General features: G+C 67.2%; 22 protein-coding genes. 8 read left to right on the forward strand and 14 right to left on the reverse strand.

What is annotated here, in order from left to right; all coding sequences use genetic code 11:
* Positions 1 to 122 precede the first annotated feature (122 nt).
* Positions 123 to 1,655 carry a YdgA family protein gene (locus OU419_RS00170; RefSeq protein WP_254469728.1) on the forward strand — a complete coding sequence of 511 codons (1,533 nt, stop codon included), beginning with the start codon at positions 123 to 125 and terminating at the stop codon, positions 1,653 to 1,655.
* A gap of 92 nt (positions 1,656 to 1,747) precedes the next feature.
* Here OU419_RS00170 and trpA read toward each other — a convergent pair whose 3' ends face one another.
* Both trpA and trpB read right to left on the reverse strand, forming a co-directional pair.
* Positions 1,748 to 2,554: a tryptophan synthase subunit alpha gene (trpA, locus tag OU419_RS00175; RefSeq protein ID WP_254469729.1), complete on the reverse strand. Its 807-nt coding sequence runs from the start codon at positions 2,552 to 2,554 to the stop codon at positions 1,748 to 1,750.
* Positions 2,551 to 3,759: a tryptophan synthase subunit beta gene (gene trpB / locus OU419_RS00180; RefSeq protein WP_254469730.1), complete on the reverse strand. Its 1,209-nt coding sequence runs from the start codon at positions 3,757 to 3,759 to the stop codon at positions 2,551 to 2,553. The genes trpA and trpB overlap by 4 nt, the downstream gene beginning before the upstream one ends.
* Before the next feature lie 160 nt (positions 3,760 to 3,919).
* On the opposite strand from trpB, the gene OU419_RS00185 reads away from it, so the two are divergent.
* The 5 genes from OU419_RS00185 to OU419_RS00205 all read left to right on the forward strand — a co-directional run bounded on the left by OU419_RS00185 (position 3,920) and on the right by OU419_RS00205 (position 6,404).
* Positions 3,920 to 4,816 (forward strand): LysR family transcriptional regulator, encoded by an 897-nt coding sequence (locus OU419_RS00185; protein ID WP_254469731.1) that lies wholly within the window; start codon positions 3,920 to 3,922, stop codon positions 4,814 to 4,816.
* A gap of 104 nt (positions 4,817 to 4,920) precedes the next feature.
* Entirely contained in the window at positions 4,921 to 5,136 is a 216-nt protein-coding gene (locus OU419_RS00190; protein WP_254469732.1) for a dodecin, read from the forward strand.
* Positions 5,137 to 5,299: 163 nt separating this feature from the next.
* Complete coding sequence (locus OU419_RS00195) at positions 5,300 to 5,521, forward strand: DUF1161 domain-containing protein (RefSeq protein ID WP_254469733.1); 222 nt, start codon at positions 5,300 to 5,302, stop codon at positions 5,519 to 5,521.
* 133 nt (positions 5,522 to 5,654) lie between these two features.
* Positions 5,655 to 6,077: an OsmC family protein gene (locus OU419_RS00200; RefSeq protein ID WP_254469734.1), complete on the forward strand. Its 423-nt coding sequence runs from the start codon at positions 5,655 to 5,657 to the stop codon at positions 6,075 to 6,077.
* Between the two features lie 90 nt (positions 6,078 to 6,167).
* A complete protein-coding gene (locus OU419_RS00205; RefSeq protein ID WP_254470323.1) occupies positions 6,168 to 6,404 on the forward strand; it encodes a DUF1161 domain-containing protein in 237 nt (78 codons plus the stop codon).
* 282 nt (positions 6,405 to 6,686) lie between these two features.
* On the opposite strand, the gene OU419_RS00210 is transcribed toward OU419_RS00205, so the two are convergent.
* Both OU419_RS00210 and OU419_RS00215 read right to left on the reverse strand, forming a co-directional pair.
* The gene (locus tag OU419_RS00210) at positions 6,687 to 7,112 is read right to left on the reverse strand and encodes a DUF2057 domain-containing protein (protein WP_254469735.1); all 426 of its coding nucleotides are present in this window, start codon (positions 7,110 to 7,112) and stop codon (positions 6,687 to 6,689) included.
* Positions 7,113 to 7,173: 61 nt separating this feature from the next.
* Positions 7,174 to 7,590 (reverse strand): PA0061/PA0062 family lipoprotein, encoded by a 417-nt coding sequence (locus OU419_RS00215; protein ID WP_254469736.1) that lies wholly within the window; start codon positions 7,588 to 7,590, stop codon positions 7,174 to 7,176.
* 66 nt (positions 7,591 to 7,656) lie between these two features.
* Between OU419_RS00215 and OU419_RS00220 the strand changes: the two genes are divergently transcribed.
* Complete coding sequence (locus OU419_RS00220; RefSeq protein ID WP_254469737.1) at positions 7,657 to 8,745, forward strand: aminopeptidase; 1,089 nt, start codon at positions 7,657 to 7,659, stop codon at positions 8,743 to 8,745.
* A 41-nt stretch (positions 8,746 to 8,786) separates the two neighbouring features.
* On the opposite strand, the gene OU419_RS00225 is transcribed toward OU419_RS00220, so the two are convergent.
* The 4 genes from OU419_RS00225 to OU419_RS00240 all read right to left on the reverse strand — a co-directional run bounded on the left by OU419_RS00225 (position 8,787) and on the right by OU419_RS00240 (position 14,898).
* The gene (locus OU419_RS00225) at positions 8,787 to 10,193 is read right to left on the reverse strand and encodes a DUF1254 domain-containing protein (RefSeq protein ID WP_254469738.1); all 1,407 of its coding nucleotides are present in this window, start codon (positions 10,191 to 10,193) and stop codon (positions 8,787 to 8,789) included.
* 3 nt (positions 10,194 to 10,196) lie between these two features.
* Positions 10,197 to 11,537 carry a DUF1254 domain-containing protein gene (locus OU419_RS00230; RefSeq protein ID WP_254469739.1) on the reverse strand — a complete coding sequence of 447 codons (1,341 nt, stop codon included), beginning with the start codon at positions 11,535 to 11,537 and terminating at the stop codon, positions 10,197 to 10,199.
* A 158-nt stretch (positions 11,538 to 11,695) separates the two neighbouring features.
* Positions 11,696 to 13,219 (reverse strand): 3-hydroxyacyl-CoA dehydrogenase, encoded by a 1,524-nt coding sequence (locus OU419_RS00235; protein WP_254469740.1) that lies wholly within the window; start codon positions 13,217 to 13,219, stop codon positions 11,696 to 11,698.
* A gap of 47 nt (positions 13,220 to 13,266) precedes the next feature.
* The gene (locus OU419_RS00240) at positions 13,267 to 14,898 is read right to left on the reverse strand and encodes an AMP-binding protein (RefSeq protein ID WP_254469741.1); all 1,632 of its coding nucleotides are present in this window, start codon (positions 14,896 to 14,898) and stop codon (positions 13,267 to 13,269) included.
* Between the two features lie 184 nt (positions 14,899 to 15,082).
* Between OU419_RS00240 and OU419_RS00245 the strand changes: the two genes are divergently transcribed.
* Entirely contained in the window at positions 15,083 to 15,868 is a 786-nt protein-coding gene (locus tag OU419_RS00245) for an IclR family transcriptional regulator (protein WP_254469742.1), read from the forward strand.
* A 113-nt stretch (positions 15,869 to 15,981) separates the two neighbouring features.
* Here OU419_RS00245 and OU419_RS00250 read toward each other — a convergent pair whose 3' ends face one another.
* From OU419_RS00250 to OU419_RS00275, 6 genes are all read right to left on the reverse strand, one after another.
* Positions 15,982 to 17,112 (reverse strand): acyl-CoA dehydrogenase family protein, encoded by a 1,131-nt coding sequence (locus OU419_RS00250; protein WP_254469743.1) that lies wholly within the window; start codon positions 17,110 to 17,112, stop codon positions 15,982 to 15,984.
* A gap of 10 nt (positions 17,113 to 17,122) precedes the next feature.
* Positions 17,123 to 18,313 (reverse strand): acyl-CoA dehydrogenase family protein, encoded by a 1,191-nt coding sequence (locus OU419_RS00255; RefSeq protein ID WP_254469744.1) that lies wholly within the window; start codon positions 18,311 to 18,313, stop codon positions 17,123 to 17,125.
* A gap of 10 nt (positions 18,314 to 18,323) precedes the next feature.
* Entirely contained in the window at positions 18,324 to 20,417 is a 2,094-nt protein-coding gene (locus OU419_RS00260; RefSeq protein ID WP_254469745.1) for a 3-hydroxyacyl-CoA dehydrogenase NAD-binding domain-containing protein, read from the reverse strand.
* A 188-nt stretch (positions 20,418 to 20,605) separates the two neighbouring features.
* A complete protein-coding gene (locus OU419_RS00265; RefSeq protein WP_254469746.1) occupies positions 20,606 to 21,943 on the reverse strand; it encodes a DUF1329 domain-containing protein in 1,338 nt (445 codons plus the stop codon).
* An 11-nt stretch (positions 21,944 to 21,954) separates the two neighbouring features.
* On the reverse strand, positions 21,955 to 23,784 hold the full coding sequence (locus tag OU419_RS00270; RefSeq protein WP_254469747.1) for a DUF1302 domain-containing protein: 1,830 nt from the start codon (positions 23,782 to 23,784) through the stop codon (positions 21,955 to 21,957).
* Positions 23,785 to 23,888: 104 nt separating this feature from the next.
* Entirely contained in the window at positions 23,889 to 24,728 is an 840-nt protein-coding gene (locus tag OU419_RS00275) for an AraC family transcriptional regulator ligand-binding domain-containing protein (RefSeq protein WP_254469748.1), read from the reverse strand.
* Between the last annotated feature and the right edge of the window lies 1 nt (position 24,729).

Raw genomic sequence — 24,729 nt, forward strand, 5'->3', positions numbered from 1 at the left:
GGCGTCACGAACCGTCCGGTCGCGCTGGAGCGCTGGCATTTCGCCTGCTAGCATGCCGCCGCCAACCCCATGAACGGTCGACAGGACGTCCCCCCGTACGGCCGCCCAGCAAAGGAAGCAACATGAAAAAGACCGCCCTGGCCATCGCCATTCCTCTGGCCGTTGTCGGCGCCGCCGTCGCCGGCGCCTGGTACACCGGTTCCCGCGTCGAGCAGGAAATCTCCCGCGGCATCGATGACGCCAACACCCTCTTCAAGACCGAGGCGCCTGAACTGGGCATCACCGTTTCGCTGCTTGGCGTCGAGCGCGGGGTGCTTTCCAGCAACGCGCGCTACCAGGTGATCATCGCCGGCACCGACGGCAAGGATCCGAGCACCCTGGTGTTCAGCGACCGTCTCGAACATGGACCGTTCCCGGCCTCGCGCCTGGCCTCCGGCAAGCTGGTTCCGGTCCTGGCGCAGAGCCATTTCGCACTGGAGAAGAACGAGCTTACCGCCCCGCTGTTCGAGGCCGCCGGCGGCAAGGCGCCGCTCAGCGGCCAACTGGCCATCCACTACGACCAGTCGCAGGACGGCCTCCTCGAAAGCGCTGCCCTGCAGTTCGCCAAGGACGGCGAGAGCCTGCGCATCTCGCCGGCCAAGGTCGATTTCAGCGTTTCCGGCGACAAGAAGAATGTCCGTGCCAATGGCCTCCTGCCGGAAGTCGACATGGCCTTCCGCCAGGGCGAACAGATGACGCACGTGGAGTTGCGTGACCTGGGCATGCAGGGCGACAAGAAGGAGAACGCCAACGGCTTCGCCCTTGGTTCGAGCTCTGTCAGCCTCAAGCGCCTGCTGGTGAAATCCGAAGGCAACCCGGACGTCGAACTGCGCGATACCGTCGGCGAAGAAGTCCTCAGCCAGGGCGCCAAGGGCCTGGACCAGACCCTGTCCTACCGTGTCGGCAAGGTCATGGTGCAAGGCCAGGAAATCGGTGGCGTGAAGCTCGACACCAGCATGCGCAACCTCGACGAGGCCACGCTTTCCTCGCTCAAGGAAACCTACAACAAGATGCTGCTGAACCAGGGTACCGAAGCCGCCGAACTGACCCCGGAGCAGGAAGAGCTGCTCAAGGGCCAGTTCCTGCGCCTGCTCGACAGCTCGCCGAAGCTGGCGCTGGACGAGCTGTCGCTGCAGACCGCTCACGGCATGGCCAAGGTTTCCTTCGCCGTGGATCTGCGCAAGCCCGACCAGAGCGCGCAGACCCCCGAAGAGATCGCCCGCAGCATCCTGGCCTCCCTGCAGGCCAACGCGAAGGTGGACAAGGCCGTGATCGGCGACATCGTCGCGCTGCAGGCCAGCCTCGGCGAAGGCGCGGGCGGCAGCGTCGACCCGGTGGCGCTCAAGCAGCAGTCCGACGCCATGACCGACCTGTTCAGCGGCATGGCCCTGGAGTCGAAGTGGGCGGTACTGGACGGCAACAGCCTGACCAGTTCCCTGCACTACGCCAATGACAAGGTGAAGTTCAACGGCCAGGACATGACCGAGCAGGAGTTCGTCGCCTTCGTCATGGGCACCGTGCAGGGCATGGGACTGGGTGGCGCGGCGGCGGTGGACGAGGAACAGGATTCGGACGCAGCGCAGTCGGACGATCCGCAGGAAGAAGAGCTGGAATAATCCCGGCCTGAAACGGAAAAAGCCCGGCGAATGCCGGGCTTTTTCGTACCTATCGCTTTGCTGGAGCGGCCTGCGGGCGCCGCCCCGCAGGCTCAGCGGGCGCTTCGTACACCTTCGGCGAGCTGCCGGCACAGGCCGAGCACGCCCTTCACCGCGTCGGCGGAGCTTTCCGCGTTGGCGATCTTGTCCACCAGCGCCGAGCCCACCACTACACCGTCGGCCAGGCGGGCGATGCTCGCTGCGTGCTCCGGGGTGCGGATGCCGAAGCCGATGGCCACCGGTAGGCCGGTATGCCGGCGCAGGCGCGCCACGGCTTGCTCGACGTGGTCCAGGGTCGCGGCGCCCGCTCCGGTCACGCCGGCCACCGAAACGTAGTAGACGAAGCCCGAACTGCCGTTCAGCACGGTCGGCAGGCGGTTGTCGTCGGTAGTCGGGGTGGTCAGGCGGATGAAGTCCAGGCCGGCCGCCTGTGCCGGGTGGCACAGATCCTCGTTGTGCTCCGGCGGCAGGTCCACGACGATCAGGCCGTCGACGCCGGCGTCTTTCGCATCGGCGATGAACTTGTCTACGCCGTAGTAGTGGATCGGGTTGAAGTAGCCCATCAGCACCAGCGGCGTAGTGTCGTTGCCCGCGCGGAATTCGCGGACCATCTTCAGGGTCTTGGCCAGATTCTGGCCGTTGCCCAGGGCGCGGATGTTGGCGAGCTGGATCGCCGGGCCGTCGGCCATCGGATCGGTGAACGGCATGCCCAGTTCGATCACGTCGGCGCCAGCTTCCGGCAAGCCCTTGAGGATGTCCAGCGAGGTGGAGTAGCCCGGATCGCCAGCGGTGATGAAGGTCACCAGGGCGGCGCGGTTCTGCTCCTTGAGTTCGGCGAAGCGGGTCTGCAGGCGGCTCATGCTTGCGGCTCCTGTTGCATGTGGTGCATGACGGTCTGCATGTCCTTGTCGCCACGACCGGACAGGTTCACCACCATGATGTGGTCCTTGGGCAGGTTCGGTGCGCGCTTGAAGACTTCCGCCAGCGCATGGGAAGACTCCAGCGCGGGGATGATGCCTTCCAGGCGGCAGCAGGTATGGAAGGCTTCCAGCGCCTCGTGATCGGTGATCGAGGTGTACTCGACGCGGCCGATATCGTGCAGCCAGGCGTGTTCCGGGCCGATGCCGGGGTAGTCCAGGCCGGCGGAAATGGAGTGCGCGTCGATGATCTGGCCGTCCTCGTCCTGCAGCAGGAAGGTACGGTTGCCGTGCAGCACGCCCGGCACGCCGCCGTTCAGGCTGGCCGCGTGCTTGCCGGTCTCGATGCCGTGGCCGGCGGCTTCGACGCCGACGATCGCAACACTCTTGTCATCCAGGAACGGATGGAACAGGCCCATCGCATTGGAACCGCCGCCGATGCAGGCGACCAGCGAATCGGGCAGGCGCCCTTCCTTCTCGGCCAACTGCTCGCGGGTTTCCTTGCCGATGACCGCCTGGAAGTCGCGGACCATCGCCGGGTACGGGTGCGGGCCGGCCACGGTGCCGATCAGGTAGAAGGTGCTGTCGACATTGGTTACCCAGTCGCGCAGCGCTTCGTTCATCGCATCCTTCAGCGTACCGGTGCCGGCGGTGACCGGGATCACCTCGGCGCCGAGGAGCTTCATGCGGAACACGTTGGCCTGCTGGCGATCGATGTCGGTGGTGCCCATGTAGATCACGCACTGCAGGCCGAAGCGCGCGGCGACGGTGGCGGTGGCCACGCCGTGCATGCCGGCGCCGGTCTCGGCGATGATGCGCTTCTTGCCCATGCGCCTGGCCAGCAGGATCTGGCCGATGCAGTTGTTGATCTTGTGCGCGCCGGTGTGGTTCAGCTCTTCGCGCTTCAAGTAGATCTTCGCGCCGCCGCAGTGCTCGGTCAGGCGCTCGGCGAAGTACAGCGGGCTGGGGCGGCCGACGTAGTCGCGCTGGAAGTAGGCGAGCTCTTCCTGGAACTGCGGATCGTCCTTGGCCTTCTCGTACTCGCGGGCCAGATCGTGGATCAGCGGCATCAGGGTCTCGGCGACGTACTGGCCGCCGAAGCTGCCGAACAGGCCCTTGGCGTCGGGACCGGTGCGCAGTGTGGACATGGGAAGGCTCCTGTGAGGTCGTGGCGTGGCAGCGCCCCCGGGGGCGCTTTCGCGGATAGGATCCGCTCCTGCAATGGGTGCTCAGGATACGGCTGTGTGCCGGGCGGGAAAAGCGATAAGATCGCCGATACCTGTCAGGAAAACTCACATATTGATTGCCATGAGCCGAGACCTCCCACCGCTGAATGCCCTGCGCGCCTTCGAGGCAGCGGCGCGCCTGCGCGGCGTGAGCCAGGCGGCGGAAGAGCTGAGCGTCACCCACGGCGCGGTGAGCCGGCAGATCCGCCTGCTCGAGGAGGAACTGGGCGTCACGCTGTTCGTCAAGGATGGACGCGGCGTAAAACTCACCGATGCCGGCCAGCGGCTGAGCGAGGTCGCCAGCGACTCCCTCGACCGCTTGCGCAACGTCTGCGCCGAGCTGCGCCGTCAGGCGGGTGGCGACGCGCCCTTCGTTCTCGGCTGCCCCGGCAGCCTGCTGGCGCGCTGGTTCATCCCGCGACTGGACCGGCTGAACCGCGACCTGCCCGACCTGCGCCTGCAACTCTCGGCCAGCGAGGGCGAAATCGACCCACGCCGCGCCGGCCTCGACGCCACCCTGTGCTTCGCCGAGCCGCCGTGGCCGGCGGATATGCAGGTACACGAGCTGGCGGTCGAGCGCATCGGTCCGGTGCTCAGCCCCCGCTACGCGCGCTTCGCCGAACTCTGCGCGGCGCCGGCCTCCGTGCTGCTCGGCGAGCCATTGCTGCATACCACCTCGCGCCCGCAGGCATGGCCGGCGTGGGCGGCGAACAATCGCCTGGAAGCTGGCGCGTTGAAGCTCGGCCAAGGCTTCGAACACCTCTACTACCTGCTGGAGGCGGCGGTCGCGGGCCTGGGCGTGGCCATCGCGCCGCAGCAACTGGTCGCCGACGACCTCGCCGCCGGCCGGCTCGCCGCGCCCTGGGGGTTCGTCGAAACCCGCGCCCGGCTGGCGCTGTGGGTGCCGGCACGCTTGCCGGACCACCGCGCTGTGCTGCTGGCGCAGTGGCTGCGCGGCGAGCTTGCGGTTTGCGGCTGAAAGTCTGAACTCGCGCCGTTTGCCCTGGGTCCACCCCTCTACTACTGTCCATTGAAGGCGCTGGCACTCTGCCTGTGCGGCGCGGCGAACGGAGGAGACCCGCCATGTCCAACCACCACACCTACAAGAAGATCGAGCTGGTCGGCTCTTCGCGCACCAGCATCGAGGACGCGATCAACAATGCCTTGGCCGAAGCGGCCAAGAGCATCGATTTTCTGGAGTGGTTCGAGGTGATGGAAACTCGCGGGCATATCGAGAACGGCGCGGTCGGCCACTATCAGGTGACCCTCAAGGTCGGCTTCCGGATCGCCAATAGCTAGATGTGGCCGACGTTTCGCTGCCGCCGCTGCGAAGCACCGGCGGCCCTGGGATTTTGTCATGCGTGCCTGCCATGCTCATGGCGCGCCTGAGGTGGTGCGCCGGGTTCGCCCGGCTTTTCGGCCCGGTTGGGCCTTTCCTGTGAACGACGAGGGAGCGTTACCGATGAAGAAGTTTCTGTTGGCTGTGGGGGTCTTCGCCCTGGCGAGCAACGCATTTGCCGCCGGCAAGCCGTGCGAAGAGCTGAAATCGGAGATCGAGGCGAAGATCAAGGCCAAGGGTGTCGCCTCCTTCAACCTGGAAGTCGTCGACAAGGGCAGTGCCGGCGGCAAGCAGGTCGTCGGCACCTGCGACGGCGGCACCAAGGAAATCGTCTATTCGAAGTGAGCCCTCGTGGCTGCGCGACAAGGCCGGAGCCCGCGAGGACTCCGGCCTTTTCATGGCGCTGTCCGCCAAAAAGCTGAACCACGATGGAGGTCCGGCCTCGAAACTGTGACGACAATCCACAGGAGGACGCGACATGAAGAAATCCGCATCGGCGCACTGGCAAGGCGGCCTGAAGGACGGCAAGGGTCGGCTCTCTACCGAAAGCGGCGCACTCAAGGACCAGCCCTACGGCTTCAACACGCGCTTCGAGGGCGCGCCGGGCACCAACCCGGAAGAGCTGTTGGGCGCGGCCCACGCCGGCTGCTTCTCGATGGCGCTGTCGATGATGCTCGGCGAGGCGGGATTCACCGCCGAACGCATCGATACCCACGCCGACGTGAGCCTGGAAAAACTCGCCGACGGCTTCGCCATCACCGCCGTGCACCTGACCCTGCGGGCGGCTGTGCCGGGCGCGGACGCCGCCACCTTCCAGGCCATCGCCGACAAGGCCAAGGCCGGCTGCCCGGTCTCGCGTGTGCTCAACGCACGCATCACCCTCGACGCCACCCTCGAATGAGCCTGCGCGGCACTCTGTCCGGCGGTTGCGGTCCACCGTTAGGATAGGGTGCCCCGCGTGGGGCGTTGACGAGGGATTGTAATGACGACGATGAAGTGGGCCGTGGCGATGGGCCTGGCGACGCTGCTGGCGAGCGGCGCGAGCTGGGCGGCGGTGAAACCGTGCGAGGAGCTCAAGGCCGAGATCGAGACCAAGATCCAGGCCGCCGGAGTGACCTCCTACACCCTGGAGATCGTGGACAAGTCCGAGGTGAAGGATCCGAACATGGTGGTCGGCACCTGCGACGGCGGTAAGCGCAGGATCATCTATCAGAAGAACGACAGCTGAGTTTCTGCGCGTTCGCAATCTCGGCACAGAGCAGGGGCGTCGGCCCGCAGGCTGATGCTCTGCGCTTGCTCTGGCTCCGGGGGCGAAACAAGAAACCACGTACCCGCACTGGAGCGGCGCTGAAGTATCAGGCACGCCGGCAGCCCACGCGTAAGTCGTGATACGCGCCAACTCCTGCGCGTCCGCGCGACGCTCGATGGGTATCGCTGCGCTCCACCCATCCTACGAACCAGCCAAGGCGGGGCTCCTGCGAAACCTTCAGCCGCATTGGCTGGGTTTCAACTAGAACGGCCCACACCTCACCGGCCCCTGGAAATCCGTCTTCGCCACCAGCGTACCGTTGGCGTCCGTCAGCAGCGCCAGCGCGCTGCGCAGTTGCGGGCGAAGCTCCAGCCGGTAGCGCTCGCCGGCGGCGAACTGGTCGTAGACCACCTTGACCCGGCAGGTCAGCTCCGACGGATCGCTCATGGCGCCCATGCCGCCGCCGCTGGGAATCTCGTACTGGAAGCGCACCACCAGTTCATGCTTGCCTGGCGTCACCTGGTAGAAGCGGCCATCGCTGACCGGCTTGCCGTCCAGGCGCTCGGCCATCAGCGTCTTGCCGGGGGTGGTGTAGAGGTCGACCCAGGCCATCTGCGGGTCGTGGGAGGGCAGCGGGCTGGCGCAGCCGCCCAGCAGGGCGAGCGCGAGCAGAAGGCGCGAGCGCATGAGGGTTCACCGTGACGAAGGACCTTTCTCTACAGCATAACCCCGGGCGCTCGCGGTGGTCTCAGGCGCGGTCACAACCTCGCTCGCGGCCGCGGGCGACTTCGTTGGATTGCCCGTCGTACAGCTTGGCCCAGGGGCGGAAGCCGATGCTGCCGGTCTCCAGGCGGTAGCGCTGGCCGGCGGTGAAGTCCTTGTACTTCACGGTCATCTCGCAGTCGCGCCAGAGCGCTTCGTCCACCGGGCCGATGTCCACCGGCTCGACCTGGAACTGGAAGCGCACGCGCAGTTCGTGTTGCCCCGGATCGACCTCGAAGTAGTGGGAACTGGGCCAGTCCTTATCGTCGACCTTCATGGCCGCTAGATCGCTCTGGCTGTTGGTGTCCAGATCGATCCAGGCACGGTTGGGGTCGGGCTGCGGCATCAGCAGGGCGCAGCCGCTCAGGGCGAGCAGGCTGGTGGCAGTGAGGAGGGCGCGCATCGGGGAAGCTCCTGGTCAGTAACGGCGTGTCAGCGTGCGGACCAGGCGCTGTGCTATGTTCCGCGCATGCCCTTCCGCCTTCTTATCCCGACACTCGACCGCCGCCTGTGCCGCTGGGTTCCCTGCCTGGCGATCCTGGCGCTGAGCGGTTGTTCCAGCCTGGGCTACTACGGCCAGTTGGCCGATGGCCAAATGCGCCTGCTGGCGGCCCGCGAGCCGGTGGCCGAAGTGGTCGGCGACCCTTCCCGCGATCCCGCGCTACGCCAGCGCCTGGAGCTTTCCCAGGAGGCCCGTGCGTTCGCCAGCGCCGAGCTGGGCCTGCCGGATAATCGCAGCTACCGCCTCTACGCCGACATCCATCGGGCCAACGTGGTGTGGAACGTCTTCGCCACGCCGGAGCTGTCGCTGCAGCCGCTCACCCACTGCTTCCCCATCGCCGGCTGCGTGGCCTATCGCGGCTACTACGGCGAGCCGGGCGCGCAGGCCGAGGCGAAGCGCCTGAAGGCACAGGGGCTGGACGTCTACATCGGTGGCGTCGAGGCGTACTCGACCCTCGGCTGGTTCGATGATCCGATCCTCAGCAGCATGCTGCGCTGGGGCGACCAGCGCCTGGCGGAAACCATCTTCCACGAGTTGGCGCACCAGAAGTTCTACCTGCCGGGCGATACCGCCTTCAACGAGTCCTTCGCCTCGTTCGTCGAGGCCGAGGGTGGGCGCCGCTGGCGCGAAGCTCGCCATCTGCCGGACGAGGCGCCGCTGCTGGCCGAGCAGCGCAAGCGCTTCACCCAGCTCGTACTGGATACTCGCGAGCGCCTCCACGCGCTCTACGCCAGCCCGCGCAGCGAGGCTGAAAAGCGCGCCGGCAAGGCGGCGGAGTTCGAGCGGCTGCGCCGTGAGTATGCGCAGATGCGCGACCGCGACTGGGGTGGCAAGGCGCCGTTCGATGCCTGGGTCAACGGCCCGTTGAACAACGCCAAGTTGCTGCCGTTCGGCCTGTACGATCAGTGGGTACCGGCCTTTACCGTGCTGTTTGCCCAGGTCGGCGGCAACTGGCCGGCGTTCTATGCGCGGGTGGAGAAGCTTGGGGCGCTGCCCCAGGCGCAGCGCACCGCAGCGCTGGAGTCACTCGCCGCCGGGCAGCGCGTGGCGTTCTGACGGGCGCGCCACCATGAACGGTGGCGCGCTGTCAGCCGCGATCAGACCCGCTCGACTCCCGGCATCTTCCATTGCCCCGAAAGCATCGCCGGCTGCGGCCCGTATACGCGCAGGATGACGTTGAACGGCCCCTGCTGCGTCGACGGTAGCCAGTTCGCCTCATGCTCCTTGCCGGGCGACTGTGCCTGGATGTACAGCGTCACCCCGCCGTCGGCGTCGCGCACCAGCGGGTCGCGGCTGCTCAGGCAGTAGCGCTGGATGGGGTTGTCCACCAACTGGCGATCCGGCAGGTCGTAGAGGGTGATCGACCAGAACTCCCTGGCCGGCGGCAGTTCGCCCGGCGCGAAGCGCAACCGGTAGCGCTGGCCGCCTTGCAGCGGCTGCTGTGCGCTGTCGTTGCGGCTGCCCAGATAGATGGCCTCCTCCACGCTGTTGCCATAGATGCCGCTGGCTGCCGCCGCGGCCCGGCTCAGGTAGTCGTTGTGCATCGCTGCGCGGGTGCCGAACAGGCCGACGGAGGAGCGCAGCGTCGCGCCCTTCGCCTTCAGTTCGGCCACGCCCTGCTGGATGCCGGCGCCGAGCGCCTGGCGCTGGGCGGGGCTGAGCGCGGAGGGATCGAACGGCAGGCCGGCACCGATACCGACGCTGGCGAAGCGTTTGCGCAGCTCCACTTCGCTCGGATCGGTCGGGCAGAAGGCGAGGATCTGGTTCAGGTGTGGAATGAAGCCGGGGCCGAGGTCACGCGGCACCGCCCACGGTAGCCAGGCCACCGCCGGCGCGGGAGCGGGCGCGGCGGCGCCGGTGAATTCGTGCAGTGCGCGCAGCTTGTACTGCGCCTGCAACTCGCGCACGGCGGGCAGGTCGTTGGCGTCGCGCAGGCCGGTGCGGCCCAGGATCATGGCGATCTCCGTCTCGCTGCGCAGCACCTTGCGGATGCCCGGCGGCGTCTCGCCCTTCCAGCCGGGGCCGACGATCAGGTAATCGCCCGCCTCGCGGCCAGTGCTGAGCACGCCCACATAGCCGAAGTTGAAGGTGTACTGGTCCACGAGCTGGTGCACGTAGTAACGGTCGTCGGCTACCGCCGGCACGCTGAGCACCCACGGCTCGGCGCGCAGGTCGAGCCAGGCCCAGGAGTACGGCGTGTCGTTGTTGGGCGTCACCACGTCGCGGTTCTTCGGCGTGAACAGTTCGCTGTAGTGGCGGAACACACCGAAGCCGCCGATGTACTCCGGCGAGGCGGCGTCGAGCGCCTGTTTCTGCATCGTCTGGTAGTGCATCAGCATCGGATAGGCGTAGACCCACGCCTGGCGAACGATGTCCTGGAACACGGCAGGGTCGGCCTCCAGTGCGGTGGGCGCGGCCAGCAGCCAGCCCGGTGCGCAGCACAGGCCGGCACCGATCATGCCGCTGGCGCCGAGGAAGCGGCGGCGGGACAGGCTCGGGTTCATGCCTTACTCCTTGCTGGCGATCGGCTGCACGGCCGGCGGCTGGTAGTCGCCCTTGAGCGCGCGTTCCTGCGGCAGGTACATGCGCAGGATGAGATTGAACGGCCCTTGCGGCGCCGGCAGCCAGTTGTCGGTGCTGGCCGGCCGGGCATGCTGGATGGTCAGGGTCAGGCCGCCATCGGCGTCGGGTTTCAGGCCGGTGCCGCTGTTGAGGGTGTAGCGGCCCAGCGGGTTGGCCGAAAGCATCTGGGTCTTGCCGTCATACAGGGTCACTGACCAGAAGGCATCTACCGGCGGCAACTGGCCGGGGGCGAAATGCAGGCGATAGGCACGGTCGCCCTCCAGCGCCTGGCCGCCAGCGTCGACGTGGGTGACTGGGTACATCGCTTCCACCGCGTCGTTGGCGTACAGGTATTTCCAGGCCACTGCCGAGCGGGTCAGGTCGTCGCTGCCGTAGTGGCCAATGTTGGCCGGGAACTTCTGCCAGCCGTTGCCCGACTTTGAGAAACCTTCGGTGGCCGCGAGCACCTTGTTGCGGCCGTCTTCGGCGCCCTGGGCCACGGCCTGGGCGATGTCCGCCGGCAGTTGCGCGGCGTCGAACGGCTTGCCGGTGCCCACGCCGATCTGTGCGAACTGCGCCAGACGCTCCTGTTCCTGCGGGCTCCAGGCGTGCCAGGCGGAGAGGGCGTTGAAGTCGACGAAGACGTTCTGCGCCGGGCCCTGCTTGGTCGGCTGGTATGGCGGCACGTCCATCTTGTGCGGCAGCAGGGTCGGCTTGGTGCTGTGCAGCTTGTAGCCGTCCATCACAGCCTTGGCGGCGGCCACGTCGGCCTCGCCGTCGACGGCGGTACGACCGAGCAGGAAGAGAATGCGGCTGGGCGAACGGATCACCTTGCCGTCGAAGCCCTCGGGTTTCTTGCCGTCCCAGTCGGGGCCGGCGATCAGGAAGCTGCCGGCTTCGCGGCCGGTGGCGCGGGTGCCGATGTAGTCGAGGTTATCGGTGCGCATGTCGATCAGCTGGAAGCTGTAGTAGCGCTGCGGCACGGCCGGAACGTCGAGAATCACCGGGTTCTCGCGCAGGTCCAGCAATGCGTAGGAGTACAGCGTGTCGTTGTTCGGCGAGACTACGGTGCGGTCTTCCGGGCCGAGCAGCGCGGTGCGGCTGTACAGGTAGTTCACCGGCAGCTTGGCGGCGATGGCCTGCAGGGTCTTGCCATGTTCGGCGGTGGCGTAGGCGAACAGATACGCCTGCTCGGCAAGGTCGCGTGCCTGTTGCGGAGACGGCGCGGCCCAGGTTTGGCCGGCGAGCAGGGGGATCAGCGCGAGTGCGGGCAGCCATTGGCGCATGACGGTTTTCCTCATTGTTCTTGTTGGAAGGTAACCGGCCGGCGCCGTCGCGCGGCAGTCACGCGACCGCCGACAGCGGACGTCAGGCCAGAGTGCGCCAAGGCACGGCGCCGGCGGTTAGCGCCAACGGACAGAAAACAATCAGGCCAGGCGGAGATTCACTCCGACGCGTCGGGGCTGTGCAGCGGCAAGTCCAGTTGTACGCGGCGGCGCAACCAGGGGCTGGGCCGGTAGCGTGCTTCGCCGTAGCAGGCTTGCAGGCCCTGGAGGATGGTGAGGATGCGCGCGGCACCGTAGTGTTCGCCGAATGCCAGCGGGCCGAACGGGTAGCCCAGCGCGAGTTGCACTGCGCGATCCAGCGTCGCCGGGCTTGCGATGCCGCGCTGGACGATCTCGCAGCCCAGATTGACGATCCCGGCGATTACCCGCTGGCTGATGAAGCCGGGGGAGTCGTTGATCACTTCCACCGGTACGCCGTCGCTGCCCAGCGCATGCCGGGCCTGGGCTTCAAGCCGCGGGTCGAGCGCTGGCTGGCGCATCAGCACGCGGCGGCGGTCCAGTTCGGTGAAGGTATCCAGCGCCAGGCTGCGTTCCGCCGGCAGGCCGAGGGCGTCGATGCAGGTGCTGGCGTCCATGCCCAGCGGGGTGACCAGGCAGATGGCGCGGGCCGACGGTGCCTCGCCGGTCTCCAGCACCACGCCGGCCTGGGTGAGAATCGCGGCGATGCGGTGGCGCAGCTCCGGGTCCTGGCTATCGATCCAGAATGGGCGATCCAGAGCGACGATTTCCGCCGGTGGCTCCGGCTCGCGCAGTGGCTGGCCGTCGCGGTAGCGGTAGAAACCCTCGCCGGTCTTGCGCCCGAGCAGCCCACCGGCAACTCGTTGCGCGGCCAGCGGCGACGGGGTGTAGCGTGGGTCCTGGTAGAACTGCTGGTAGAGCGATTCCATCACCGCGTGGGAGACATCCAGCCCGGTCAGGTCGAGCAGCTCGAACGGCCCCATGCGAAAGCCCACGCCGTCGCGCAGGATGCGGTCGATCTGCGCTGGCGTGGCGATGCCTTCGCCGAGGATGCGCAGCGCTTCGGTGCTGTAGGCGCGGCCGGCGTGGTTGACGATGAAACCGGGGCTGTCGGGCGACACCGCCGGGAAGTGCCCGGCGTGCTCGGCGAGCCGGCACAGGCGCTGGATGACGCTGTCGTCGGTACGCTGGCCGCGGACCACTTCGACGATGCGCATCAGCGGCACCGGGTTGAAGAAGTGGAAGCCGGCGACCCGTTCGGGATGCTGGCAGCGCGCGGCGATGCGCGTCACCGACAGCGACGAGGTATTGCTCGCCAGCACCGCTCCGGGCGCGACCCGCGCTTCCAGCTCTGCCAGCAGCGTCTGCTTGGCGCCGAGGTCCTCGATGATCGCTTCGATCAGCAGGTCGCAGTCGGCCAGCTCGTCGAGGCTGTGCGCCGGTTGTAGCCGCTGCAGCGTTGCGGCGAGCGCATCCGGGCTGAGCTTGCCCTTGGCCACCGAACGCTCCAGCAGCTCGCGATTGAAGGCCAGCGCCTGTTGCACCGCCTGCGCGCTGCTGTCGTACAGGCGCACCGGCAGCCCGGCGCTGGCGAACAACTGGGCGATGCCGCGGCCCATTGCGCCGGCGCCGATCACGCCGATGCGGGTGAAGGACTCGGTCATGCTGCGGGTCTCGTCGTGCGAACCTGCTTCAACCATAGACGCTGTGCTCACACCGTGGTCCTCCGGGCGATTTCCAGGTCGCGCAACTGGCGGCGCAGCAGCTTGCCAACACTGGTCTTGGGCAGTTCGTCGAGCACCTCGATGAAGCTCGGTACCTTGTAGCCGGTGAGATGTTCGCGGCAGTGGGCGATGATCGCCGCCGGGTCCAGAGCGGTGTCCCTGAGGCTGACGAACAGCTTCACCGCCTCGCCCTTGCGCTCGTCCGGTACGCCGATGGCGATGCACTCGCGAATGCCCGGATGGCGCATCACGGCGTCCTCCACCTCGTTGGGGAACACGTTGAAGCCCGACACCAGGATCATGTCCTTCTTGCGGTCGACGATCTTCAGCATGCCGTTTGCGTCCAGCTCGGCGATGTCGCCGGTCTTCAGCCAGCCGTCCTCGCTCAGCACCTGGGCGCTTTCCTCCGGGCGCTGCCAGTAGCCCTGCATCACTTGCGGGCCGCGCAGCCATAGCTCGCCGGGCTGGTCGGGAGCGGCGTCGTTGCCTTCCTCGTCCACGATGCGCAGCTCGGTGTCCACCAGCGCCTGGCCGACATAGCCCTCGCGATAGGGGCTTTGCAGGGTGCCGGTGGATACAACCGGCGAGGCTTCGGTCAGGCCGAAACCTTCGCGTACCGGGGCGCCGGTGAGGGCTTCCCAGCGACGGCCAACTTCGCGGTTGAGCGGCGCGCCGCCGGAGGTCACCCACTTGAGGTGGCTGAAGTCGATGGAGGGGAAGTCCGGGTGGTTCATCAGGCCGACGAACAGGGTGTTGATTCCGCTCATCAGGGTGAAGGGATAGCGGCGCATCGCGCCGATGATCTCGTCGAGGTTGCGGCCATCGCGGATGAATACCGTGTGCAGGCCCATACCCACGGAAGACAGGCAGTTCGTGGAGAAGGCCATGATGTGGTAGAGCGGCAGCGGCGAGATGCGCACATCGGTGGCCGGCTCCAGCAGGCCCGGGCGCAGGAACAGTTCGAGGGTCTGAATGACGTTGGCGATCAGGCTGAAGTGGCTGAGCATCGCGCCCTTGGATATGCCTGTGGTGCCGCCGGTGTATTGCAGCAGCGCCAGGCGCTCCAGTCCCGCCACCGTTTCCACCGCCGGTGCCTGCATGCCCAGGCGCAGGGCTTGCTGGAAGCGCGTGCAGCCGGCGCTCTCGCTGTCGTACTGAGGGTTTTCCAGGTCATCGATGCTGGTGAGCAGGACCTGTGTGACGCGAGTATCGGCCTGCACCGCGCGTAGCAGCGGCAGCAGGCGGTCGAGCAGCAGGATCGCGGTCGCACCGGAATCGGCGAGTTGGTGGCGAAGCTCGCCGGCGGTGTACTGCGGGTTGGTGTTCACCAGCACCACGCCGGCCTTGAGCGCGCCGAAGGTGGCGATGGGGTACTGCAGGGAGTTGGGCAGCATCAGCGCCAGGCGGTCGCCCGGTTGCAGGCCGGCGTGGTGACGCAGGTAGCGGGCGAAGGCATCGGCCAGGCGGTCCAGCTCGGCGAAGCTCAGGTGACTGTCGCCGCAGGAGAAGGCGTGCCGTTCGGGAAACTGGCGAGAGGCTTCGCTCAGCAGGTCGTGGAGGTTCTGGTAAGCGTGCCGGGCGATCTCGCGGGCCACGTATCCGGACTGGTAGGCGGGCATCGACTTCTCCGTTCTTCGAATTGTTGTTCTGCTGTGCGAAACGTTATGTCGAAATTGATGGTATGCGATAGGCTACCCCCACGCAACGGTCGCCGGCGGACCGCTGCGGCAGTCATCGCTGATCTGCTATCGTTCGCCCGCGCCGCACACGGCGCCCGCCAACAGGAACATCCGCCGAGGCCCCATGAGCGACGACGTCGAAGACACCAGCAATCCCAAGGACCGCAAGTTCGTCGAGGCGCTTGCCCGCGGGCTGGACGTGCTGCGCGCCTTCACCCACGGCTCGGTGGTGCTCGGCAATCAGGAAATCGCACGGATCACCGGGCTGCCCAAGCCGACTGTGTCGCGCATGACCTACACCCTCACCAAGCTCGGCTATCTCTGCTACTCGCAGCAGCACGAGAAGTACCAGCTCGACTCCGGCGTGCTGGCGCTGGGTTACGCCTATGTCTCCAACCTGCGCGTGCGCCAGTTGGCCAAGCCGTACATGGAGGCCTTCGCCCGCCGCACCAACACCACGGTCGGCCTGACTTGCCGCGACTGGCTATCGATGATCTACGTCGAGAACTGCCGTCCGCCGGAGGCCACTTCCCTGCGCATGGACGCCGGCGTGCGTCTGCCGCTGGCGACCACCGCCGCCGGCCGCGCCTATCTGGCGGCCACGCCGGAGCAGGAGCGCGAGCACCTGCTGTCGGCGCTTCAGGCGCGTCATGAGGGTGATTGGAGTGCGATGCGCGAGTCGCTGGAGGCGTCCTTCGAGGAGTATCGCCAGCATGGTTTCTGCCTGTCGCTGGGCGACTGGGACCGCAACGTGCGCGCCGCCGGCGTGCCGCTGCGCCTGGCCGATGGCGGGCTGATGGCGCTGACTTGCGGGGCGCCGTCGTTCCAGCTCAGCGAGGAGACTCTGTGTGGCTCGCTGGCCCATGAGTTGGAGATGCTGGCGCGGGATATCGAGAGCCTCGGGGCCTGATCTTCCCCGAGCGCTGGAGGGAGCGGAGCTTGCTCGCGAACTGCCCAGCGACTAAGCCACCGAAATTCCAGTCGCGGGCAGGCTCGCTCCTCCAATGGATACAGCGTTACGTCTCAGGCGACTTCCATGAGGCCTGCGTAGACCTTCAGGTGATGATCGTCGTCACCCAGTTGGTGACTGAGCATCACCAGCCGCTTGGCGTGGTGCGCCAGCACGTATTCCCAGGTCATGCCGATGCCGCCGTGCAACTGGATGGCCTGTTCGGCCACGTAGCGCGCCGCGCGGGTGACGATGAACTTGGCGGCGGCCAGGGTGCGGCTGCGTTCGGCGCTGTCGGGCTGGTCGGCGACGCAGGCGGCGAGGATCGCCATGCTGGTGGCCTGTTCAAGCTCGCTGCGCATGTCCACCATGCGGTGCTGCAGCACCTGGAACTTGCCGATCGGGATGCCGAACTGCTTGCGCGTCTTCAGGTAGTCGAGGGTCAGCGCGCAGGCTTCCTGCAGGCTGCCGAGGGCTTCGGCGCACTGGCCGGCGATGGCGCGGCCCTGTTGGTAACGCAGCGCCGGCAGTGCCTCGCCCGGTGCGCCGATGGCCTCTCCAGCAGCGTCGTCGAGGAACAGTTCGCAGGCCCGCTGGCCGTCCACTGTCGGGTACTCGCGGCGGGTGACGCCGGCCTGCCGTGGGTCGATCAGGAACAGGCCGATGCCCGCCTCGTCCCGCGCATTGCCCGATACGCGCGCCGATACCAGGATCGCCGTGGCACTCTGGCCACCGATCACCACGGCCTTGCGGCCGCTGAGCTTCCAGCCGTCGCCGGCCTGCTCTGCCCGGGTCTGTACATCATGCAACTGGTAATGGCTCTGCGGTTCTTCCAGCGCCACCGCCAGTTGCGCCTCGGCGCTGGCGATGCGCGGCAGCCAATGGGCCTTCTGCGCCTCGCTGCCCAACTGGGCGATCAGTCCGCCGCCGTGTACCACCGATTGCAGGTACGGCTCCAGGCACAGGCCGCGGCCCAGCTCGGTGAGCACCAGCATGCTTTCCACCCCACCGCCGAAGCCGCCGTGGGCTTCGGGCAGCGACACGGCGGTCAGCCCCAGCTCGCCGAGCTGGCGCCAGAAGTCGCCGCTGTAGCCCAGCTCGCCCTTGCTCAAGCCCTCGCGCTTGTCGAAGGGGTATTCATCGCGTACCAGGCGGGCCGCGGTGTCCTGCAGCATCTGCTGCTCTTCGCTCAGTTTGAAGTCCATGATCGGGGCCTCACAGCTCGAGAATCATCTTCGAAACGATGTTCTTCTGGATTTCGTTGGAGCCGCCGAAGATCGACAGCTTGCGCAGGTTGAAGTACTGGCTGGCCGGCGCCGCCGCGTAGTCTGCGTGCAGCGCCTCACCGCCCAGCTCGAACTCTTCCTCGATGAAGGGCAGCGCATAGGGGCCGAGCACCTTGCGCAGCAGATGGCTGATCGCCTGGCGGATTTCCGTGCCCTTGACCTTGAGGATCGAACTTTCAGCCCCCGGCACACCGCCTTCGCGGGCGGCGGCGAGGATGCGCAGCGTGCTCATCTCGATGGCCATCAACTGCATTTCCACCTCCGCCACCTGGGTGCGGAACAGTGGGTCGTCGAGCATCGGCTTGCCGTCGCACAGCTCGCGGCTCGCGACCTGTTTCAGGTGCGCGAGCACCGCCTTGGAGGCGCCGATGCCGGCCAGCCCCGTGCGCTCGTAGGTCAGCAGGTACTTGGCGCAGGTCCAGCCTTCATTTTCGCGGCCCACCAGGTTTTCCACCGGCACGCGCACGTTGTCGAAGAAGACTTCGTTGACCTCGTGCTCGCCGTCGAGGGTGATGATTGGCCGCACGGTGATGCCGGGGCTCTTCATGTCGATCAGCAGGAAGCTGATGCCGCGCTGCTGCTGCGCCTCGGGGTCGGTGCGAACCAGGCAGAAGATCCAGTCGGCGTGCTGGCCGAGGGTGGTCCAGGTCTTCTGGCCGTTTACCACGTAGTGGTCGCCATCGCGCACCGCGCGGGTCTTCAGCGAGGCGAGGTCGGAGCCGGCGCCCGGCTCGGAGTAGCCCTGGCACCACCAGTCGGTGCCGTCGAGGATGCGCGGCAGGTAGTGCGCCTGCTGCCGGGGTGTGCCGAACTTGATGATCACCGGGGCGACCATGTTGACGCCGAAGGGGATGGTGCGCGGCGCGCCGAAAGCTGCGCATTCCTCCTCGAAGATGTGCTTCTGCACCGCGTTCCAGCCGGTGCCGCCGAACTCCTCCGGCCAGTGCGTGGCGTACCAGCCCTGTTCGGCGAGTACGCGTTGCCAGCGTTGGTGGTCCTGTTTGCTCAAGTGCTTGCCCAGGCGCACCTTGGTGGCGATGTCCTTGGGCAGCTTGCTACCCAGGAAGGCGCGCACGTCGTCGCGGAACGCCAGTTCGTCGGGGGTGAAGTGGATGTCCATCGGCGGGTCCTCAGAGGTCGGCGAAGCGGCGGCCTTCGGCCACCAGGCGTTCGAGCAGCGGAGCGGGTTGCCACCAGGCTCCCAGGCGCTGGTGGAATTCACGGATACGGCCCAGTACGTGCGGCAGGCCGAGGCTGTCTGCATGGAACAGCGGGCCGCCTCGCCAGGCCGGGAAGCCGTAGCCGTTGAGGAAGATCACATCGATGTCGCTGGCGCGCTGGGCGATGCCTTCTTCGAGGATGCTGGCGGCCTCGTTGATCAGCGCGAACACGCAGCGTTCGACGATTTCCTCGTCGCTCACCGGCGCGCGCACGATGCCGCGTTCGGCGGCGGCCTGTTCCAGCATGGCCGGCAGCGCCGGGTTGTCCTGCGGGGCGCGGCCGTCTTCGGCGTAGTGGTAGAAGCCGGTGCCGCTCTTCTGCCCGAGCATGCCGGCGGCGATCAGGTGATCGAGCACGGTTGGCAGGGTCTGGCCGGGCTTGAGGGTCTGCCGCTGGCGCGTACGGATCGCATGGCTGATGTCCAGGCCGGACAGGTCGCGCACCGCCAGCGGCCCCATCGCCATGCCGAAGCTGCGCAGCGCCCGGTCCACCTGCGCGGGCGTGGCGCCCTCCTCCAGCAGGAATTCGGCCTGGCGGCCGTACTGGAAGATCATGCGGTTGCCGACGAAGCCATCGCACACGCCAACCACCACTGCGACTTTCTTCAGGCGCTTGCCCAGTTGCATGGCGGTGGCCAGCACATCGTTGGCGGTGGCCTTGCCGCGCACCACTTCCAGCAGGCGCATGACGTTGGCCGGGCTGAAGAAGTGCAGGCCGACCACGTCCTGTGGCCGCCCGGTGAAGGCGGCGATGGCGTCGAGGTCCAGTGAAGAGGTGTTGCTGGCGAGGATCGCGCCGGGCTTGCACACGGCATCCAGTTGTTCGAAGACCTGGCGCTTCACGTCCAGGCTTTCGAACACGGCCTCGACCACCACGTCGGCGTCGTTCAGTGCGGCGTAGTCGAGCACGCCGGCGATCAGGCCCATGCGCCGCTCCAGCTCCCCGGCGCTCAGGCTGCCACGCGCCACGCTGGCGGCGTACAGGCTGCGGGCACGGTCGAGGCCGCGTTGCAGGGCATCTTCGTTCACCTCCAGCAGCGTCACCGGGATACCGGCGTTGGCGAAGCACAGGACGATGCCGACGCCCATCGTGCCGCCACCGATGACGGCGGCGCTGCGGATTTCCCTTGGCTGCACATCGGCGGCCAGCCCTTCGACCCGCGCCGCTTCGCGTTCGGCGAAGAAGGCGTGGATCATCGCTGCGCGTTGCGGCGAGTCGAGGCATTGCTGGAACAGCGCGCGCTCGCGGGCCAGGCCCTCGCGCAGCGGGAGCTGGATGGCTGCTTCCACGGCGTCGATGCAGCGCTGCGGGGAGAACTGGCCGGGCAGGCGTTTCTGCGCCTCGCCGCGCTTGTGGGCGATCAGCTCGGCGAGGCCGTCCTCTCGCACCCGCTCGTTGCGCTCGCCGGTACGGCGCGGGCCGAGTTGCCTGTCGAGCAGGCGCTGGGCGAAGGCAAGGCCGGCCTCGACCAGGTCGCCGTCGAACAGTTCGTCGACAATGGCGCTATCGAGGGCTTCACCTGCGCGGATCGGCGCGCCGGAGACGATCATGTCGAGGGCCTTTTCCACGCCGGCCAGGCGCGGCAGGCGCTGCGTGCCGCCAGCGCCCGGCAGCAGGCCAAGCTTCACTTCCGGCAGGCCGACCTGGGCGTCGCGCCGGGCGATGCGGTAGTGGCAGGCCAGCGCGACTTCCAGGCCACCGCCCAGGGCGGTGCCGTGGATCACCGCGACGCTGGGCTTGCTGGCGCTTTCGATCACGTCGACCACTTCGGGCAGGGACGGCGCCTGGGGCGGCTTGCCGAACTCGCGGATATCGGCGCCGGCCATGAAGGTGCGCCCGGCGCAGACCAGCACCACCGCGCGCACCTGTGGATCGGCCTCGGCCTGCCTGAAGGCGGCGAGCAACCCGGCGCGGACGGCATGTCCGAGGGCGTTCACCGGTGGGTTGTCGACCGTTACCAGGGCAATCTCGCCCCGGCGTTCGAGCTGTACCGCTTCTGACATCTCGTGCTCCGTCTTGATTTTGTTCTATTAACGGAATGTTATTTCGCTGTGCAGAATACGATGGCGTTTTTTGCTTGTCGATAGCAAGGGGCTCGTCGTTTCCCTTGAGCAAACAAAAACGCCATCCCCGCTACCAGGGATGGCGTGAAGGCCCCGGCCCCCCCAGCCCGGGGAAAGGAGCACAGGGCTTACTTGGCCCAGCGGCGCAGATCGGACGGCGTGTAGTCGCTCAGTTTGGCGTGCTGGCCGGTTTTCAGGCCGCTGTTTTCCTCGTTCATCAGGCCGTTGACGAAGTAGCGCCCGCTGATGAGGTCATAGGCCGCCGCCAGCGCTTCGAAGGTGAACTGCTTGTCGTAGTACGGCATGGCGTGGGACTGGTAGTTGCGCCACAGCTCGCCACGGCTGTCGTACAGCTCGCCGAGCAGGATGTTCCAGCTGTCCTCGTCGAGGTAGTAGCGGCGCTTGCTGTAGATGTGCCGCGCACCGGGCTTGAGGGTGGCTTCGACGACCCACACGCGGTGCTTCTCGAAGCGCGCGAGGTCCGGGTTGATGTGGCCGGTCTTGAGGATGTCGGCGTACTTCACCGAGCGGTCGTAGAGGCGGAAGCTGTTGTAGGGGACGAACAGTTCCTGCTTGCCGACCAGTTTCCAGTCGTAGCGGTCCGGCGCGCCGTTGAAACCGTCCAGGCTGTCGGCGGTGATCATGCCGTCGCTGTAGCGCGCGCTGTTGTCGTAGGCGATCAGCGGTGCGCGGCGCACGCGGCGTTGGCCGGGGATGTACTGCCAGGCCGCGCGCGGCTCGGCCACCTGGTCGATCGGTTCGTGGGTCAGCACCGCTTCGCCGGAGAGGCGCGCCGGCTCCAGTACGCGGGTCTTGAACATGTACAGCAGGTTGGCACCCTGGGGCAGGTCGTCGAGGGTCTCGGCGTAGTTCATGTCGGTCTGCGAGCGGACCAGGCTGTAGACGCCGTTCTCCTTGACGTTGGCCGAGCTGAAGGTGCGTTCGATGCTGCCGCCGCGGTAGCGGGTGACGTGGTTCCAGATCGCCTCGACGCCCTCTTTGGGCAGCGGGAACGGCACGCCACGGTGGTAATTGAGCACACCGCTGCCGCCATCGGCGAGCCTGGTGTTGCTGGCGTTGCGAATGGTCTCGGCGCTGATTTCCTCGGGCAGGCGCGCGCTGCGATGGCTGGGGTAGACGCTGATCTTGTAGGAGTTCGGGTAACGCTTGAGCATGGCCTGCTCGCCGGGGCTGAGCCACTGGCCGTACTGGGCGGCATTGGCCGGGGTGATGGTGAACAGCGGCTTTTCGGCGGCGTAGGGGTTGGCGTAGCCACCCTTGGCGTCGACCTGGCCGGCGTCCGGCTTGAGGCCGCCATCCCAGGCGGGGATGCTGCCGTCGGCGTTGCCGGCTTTCTCGGCGCCCACCGGCGTCAGGCTGGCGCCGAGGTCGGCGGGAGTGTTGGCATGGGCGCTGAACGCCAGGCCCAGGGCCAGTGCCAGGGCGGAGATTTTTGCAAGTTGCATGGGGCGGTTCCTCAGAAGTCGACCTTGGCGCTGACGCTGTAGAAGTCGCGGTCGTCGAGCGTGCTGTACTTGTTGCTGCCGAAGAAGTTGTTGTAGCCAAACTCCAGGCTGTAATCGTTCAGGTAGCTGAACGCGAGGGACAGGCCGACGGCTTTCTGGCCTTCCTGGAACGGGCCGCCCGGGTCGTAGGAGTAGCCCTCCACGTCATGGCGGAAGTTCACGCTGGGCAGCATGTTCACGCCCGGCAGCACATCGCTGTACTCCAGCCCCGCACGCAGGCGGTAGCCCCAGGACCAGGGCGTGGAGAAACCGTCGTCGGTGCAGTAGCGGTTGGTCACACCGCTGGCCGCGGTGTTGCACTTACTGCCGTTGAGTGGCGCGCTGCGGCCGAAGGCGGCGTTGCGGCCCAGGCGTTCGTCGCCGATGTCGCTGATGTGCACCACGCCGGCTTCGCCGAGCAGGGTCAGGCGGGTCGCGCCGAGCACGTTGTCGATGATCTGCGTGGCCGAGGTGGTCATCTGCCAGACCTGCTTGCGCTCCCAGCCGTCCAGCGTCTTGCCGGTGGTGGAGGCGTTGGCGGGAACGTCGGTGATCGAAGAGCTGCCCGAAGGGCCGGTGATCATTGCCACGTTCATGTCCGGGCCGTTCAGCGCCACCGGCATGTTCGGCCGGAAGCTCAGTTCCGCCGCCAGCGCGGTCCCCCAGCCGGGCAGCGCACCGTTGATGCTCATGCCGTAGAGGTGGATGTTCTCCGGGAAGGCCGCGGCATACACCGGCCCCTGTACACGGCCGATGGGGAAGCTGCCGGGTTTGCTGACGTCACGGGCGGTGAGCTGGAGATAGGGCAGGCGCGCGTGGTAGTTCACGTAGTAGAAGGCCGCCTCGGCATCGTTCAGCGAACTGATCAGGGTGCGCAGCGCCAGGCCCCACTGGCCCTGGTCGGACGGGTCCTGGTCGTCGCCGTGGGAGGCATACAGGCCGCTGGCCTGCATCTGCGTGTCGGTCTGTACCTGGCTCAGGTACAGCGGCCCGCAGCCAGGCTGGATGGCGTCGCTGGTGGCGAAGAAGGTGCCGCAGCCGTCGAGCACGCTGGGCCGCCAGTTGTACTGGTAGAAGCCCTCCAGGTTCACCTTGTCGGTCAGGCCGAGGTTGAACGAGAACATCTCGACCGGCAGTTGGCCTTCCTTGATGTCCACGCCGGGTTTGTTGAAGGCGCTGTAGTCCAGCGGGTTGATCACGTTGATGCCGTTCTGGATCAGGATCGCCTCGCCCCAGGACAGCACCTGCTTGCCGACCTTCAGGTTGAGCGGATGCTCGTTCACATCGAAGTCCTTCCACACGTAGGCATCGAGCGTGTCGAAGCCGTGGAAGCGCGACAGCGTCGGCCAGCCGGAGTCATCGAAGTCCTTGAAGCGGCCGTCGCCAGTCTCGTAGGCGTGGTCGTACCAGTACTTGAAGCGGATGAAGGCGCCCTGCCCCTGGCCGTCCAGGCTGAAGTCGGTGAGACCCTTGTACATCTGCGAGATGGGGTCGCCCTTCTTGAAGTTCAGGCGGTTGTCGTCGGCGCTCACGCTGGTGCCGTCTGCATTGGTGATGTGCTGGGCCTGGACCGCGTTGGCGTGGGTCATCATGTGGCGGTCCGGGTCCTGGGCGGCCCAGCTCGCACCCAGGCTGAGGGTGGTCTTGGTCGACAGGCTCCAGTCGTCGTTGAGGTCGAAGGTGGTGCCCTGCGCCTGGCCGGCCAGACCGGTTGCGAGGGACAGCAGGAGAGGTGCGGCGATGCGCGATTGGCGACGCCCCGCTGGCAGAGCGGGGACAGTGGCCGGATGGATTCTTGTCATTATTGGCTCCGGATGGGTTGTGCAGCGGGCCAACCATGACGGGCGTCCGCTTCAACCTCGCAAGCCGGGAACGACAAAAACCGATCATCCGCCGCAACGGCGGCTCAGGAGTGGCCCAGGCGGAACTGCTTGGGCGTGATGCCAAAGCGCTTGCGGAAGGCGCGGATGAAGTTGCCGGCCTGGCGGTAACCGATACGTTCGGCAATGCGCTCGATTGGCTGGTCGGAGGAGCGCAACCAGATGCGCGCCAGGCTCAGGCCGTCGCCCTCCACTCCTGCCTCCGCGCTGCCCCACTGGTGGCGCAGGCTCTGGTAGAGGAACTCGTTGGCGCCGTACAGCGGGCGTTGCAGGGCCGCCGATGGCAGGAGCAGATAGGGCGTTTCGCTGCGCCGCCAGGCCACGCTCCACTGCTGCAGCAGGTCGCCGCAATGCTGGCGCGGCGCGATGCCGGCCTCGACGAACAGCGCGGCGGGCGGCAGGCCGAGGCGCCGGGCGATGTTGCGCGCCAGGGTCAGCACGGCGGCATCGGGGCCGAAGTGGTGCAGCTCCGGCCACACCAGTTGCAGCGTCAGCCGAGCGTGGTGGCCATCGTCCTCCAGGCGTGCCTCGACGCAGTTGGTGACGCTGGGCAGGTGTTGGCAGAACGCCGCGAGGCTGTCGCCCAGGGTCGGAGCGGAGTCCAGCAGGATGTTCAGGCCCTGCAGGCAATGTGTCGCCATGCCGTTGACCATCTCGCAGCCGAAGTGCGGGTTGCCGCTGGCCCGTTCGCATTCGTTCCACAGGCGCTCCACCTGCTCGACCGGCACGCGCCCACGATGATCCGCCAGCAGCGCCTCGCCAATGCCGGCGCGGCGACGCAATTCGGTCGCGCCCAGGCCGAGTTGGCGGGCGTGCAGCAGGATGGTGCTGGCAAAGGCGCTGGATGTGAACATCAGGTGCGACATG

It is taken from the genome of Pseudomonas triclosanedens (assembly GCF_026686735.1).
Lineage (GTDB): Bacteria > Pseudomonadota > Gammaproteobacteria > Pseudomonadales > Pseudomonadaceae > Pseudomonas > Pseudomonas triclosanedens.

What these genes read in the sequence shown, in the direction of transcription:
- OU419_RS00225 (WP_254469738.1), bottom strand. Translation starts at nt 10,193, where the DNA reads ATGAACCCGAGCCTGTCCCGCCGCCGCTTCCTCGGCGCCAGCGGCATG.
- OU419_RS00265 (WP_254469746.1), bottom strand. Translation starts at nt 21,943, where the DNA reads ATGCAACTTGCAAAAATCTCCGCCCTGGCACTGGCCCTGGGCCTGGCG.
- OU419_RS00235 (WP_254469740.1), bottom strand. Translation starts at nt 13,219, where the DNA reads ATGACCGAGTCCTTCACCCGCATCGGCGTGATCGGCGCCGGCGCAATG.
- OU419_RS00215 (WP_254469736.1), bottom strand. Translation starts at nt 7,590, where the DNA reads ATGCGCGCCCTCCTCACTGCCACCAGCCTGCTCGCCCTGAGCGGCTGC.
- OU419_RS00185 (WP_254469731.1), top strand. Translation starts at nt 3,920, where the DNA reads ATGAGCCGAGACCTCCCACCGCTGAATGCCCTGCGCGCCTTCGAGGCA.
- OU419_RS00190 (WP_254469732.1), top strand. Translation starts at nt 4,921, where the DNA reads ATGTCCAACCACCACACCTACAAGAAGATCGAGCTGGTCGGCTCTTCG.
- OU419_RS00255 (WP_254469744.1), bottom strand. Translation starts at nt 18,313, where the DNA reads ATGGACATCCACTTCACCCCCGACGAACTGGCGTTCCGCGACGACGTG.
- OU419_RS00270 (WP_254469747.1), bottom strand. Translation starts at nt 23,784, where the DNA reads ATGACAAGAATCCATCCGGCCACTGTCCCCGCTCTGCCAGCGGGGCGT.
- trpB (WP_254469730.1), bottom strand. Translation starts at nt 3,759, where the DNA reads ATGTCCACACTGCGCACCGGTCCCGACGCCAAGGGCCTGTTCGGCAGC.
- trpA (WP_254469729.1), bottom strand. Translation starts at nt 2,554, where the DNA reads ATGAGCCGCCTGCAGACCCGCTTCGCCGAACTCAAGGAGCAGAACCGC.
- OU419_RS00230 (WP_254469739.1), bottom strand. Translation starts at nt 11,537, where the DNA reads ATGCGCCAATGGCTGCCCGCACTCGCGCTGATCCCCCTGCTCGCCGGC.
- OU419_RS00260 (WP_254469745.1), bottom strand. Translation starts at nt 20,417, where the DNA reads ATGTCAGAAGCGGTACAGCTCGAACGCCGGGGCGAGATTGCCCTGGTA.
- OU419_RS00275 (WP_254469748.1), bottom strand. Translation starts at nt 24,728, where the DNA reads ATGTCGCACCTGATGTTCACATCCAGCGCCTTTGCCAGCACCATCCTG.
- OU419_RS00205 (WP_254470323.1), top strand. Translation starts at nt 6,168, where the DNA reads ATGAAGTGGGCCGTGGCGATGGGCCTGGCGACGCTGCTGGCGAGCGGC.
- OU419_RS00200 (WP_254469734.1), top strand. Translation starts at nt 5,655, where the DNA reads ATGAAGAAATCCGCATCGGCGCACTGGCAAGGCGGCCTGAAGGACGGC.
- OU419_RS00220 (WP_254469737.1), top strand. Translation starts at nt 7,657, where the DNA reads ATGCCCTTCCGCCTTCTTATCCCGACACTCGACCGCCGCCTGTGCCGC.
- OU419_RS00195 (WP_254469733.1), top strand. Translation starts at nt 5,300, where the DNA reads ATGAAGAAGTTTCTGTTGGCTGTGGGGGTCTTCGCCCTGGCGAGCAAC.
- OU419_RS00245 (WP_254469742.1), top strand. Translation starts at nt 15,083, where the DNA reads ATGAGCGACGACGTCGAAGACACCAGCAATCCCAAGGACCGCAAGTTC.
- OU419_RS00250 (WP_254469743.1), bottom strand. Translation starts at nt 17,112, where the DNA reads ATGGACTTCAAACTGAGCGAAGAGCAGCAGATGCTGCAGGACACCGCG.
- OU419_RS00240 (WP_254469741.1), bottom strand. Translation starts at nt 14,898, where the DNA reads ATGCCCGCCTACCAGTCCGGATACGTGGCCCGCGAGATCGCCCGGCAC.
- OU419_RS00210 (WP_254469735.1), bottom strand. Translation starts at nt 7,112, where the DNA reads ATGCGCTCGCGCCTTCTGCTCGCGCTCGCCCTGCTGGGCGGCTGCGCC.
- OU419_RS00170 (WP_254469728.1), top strand. Translation starts at nt 123, where the DNA reads ATGAAAAAGACCGCCCTGGCCATCGCCATTCCTCTGGCCGTTGTCGGC.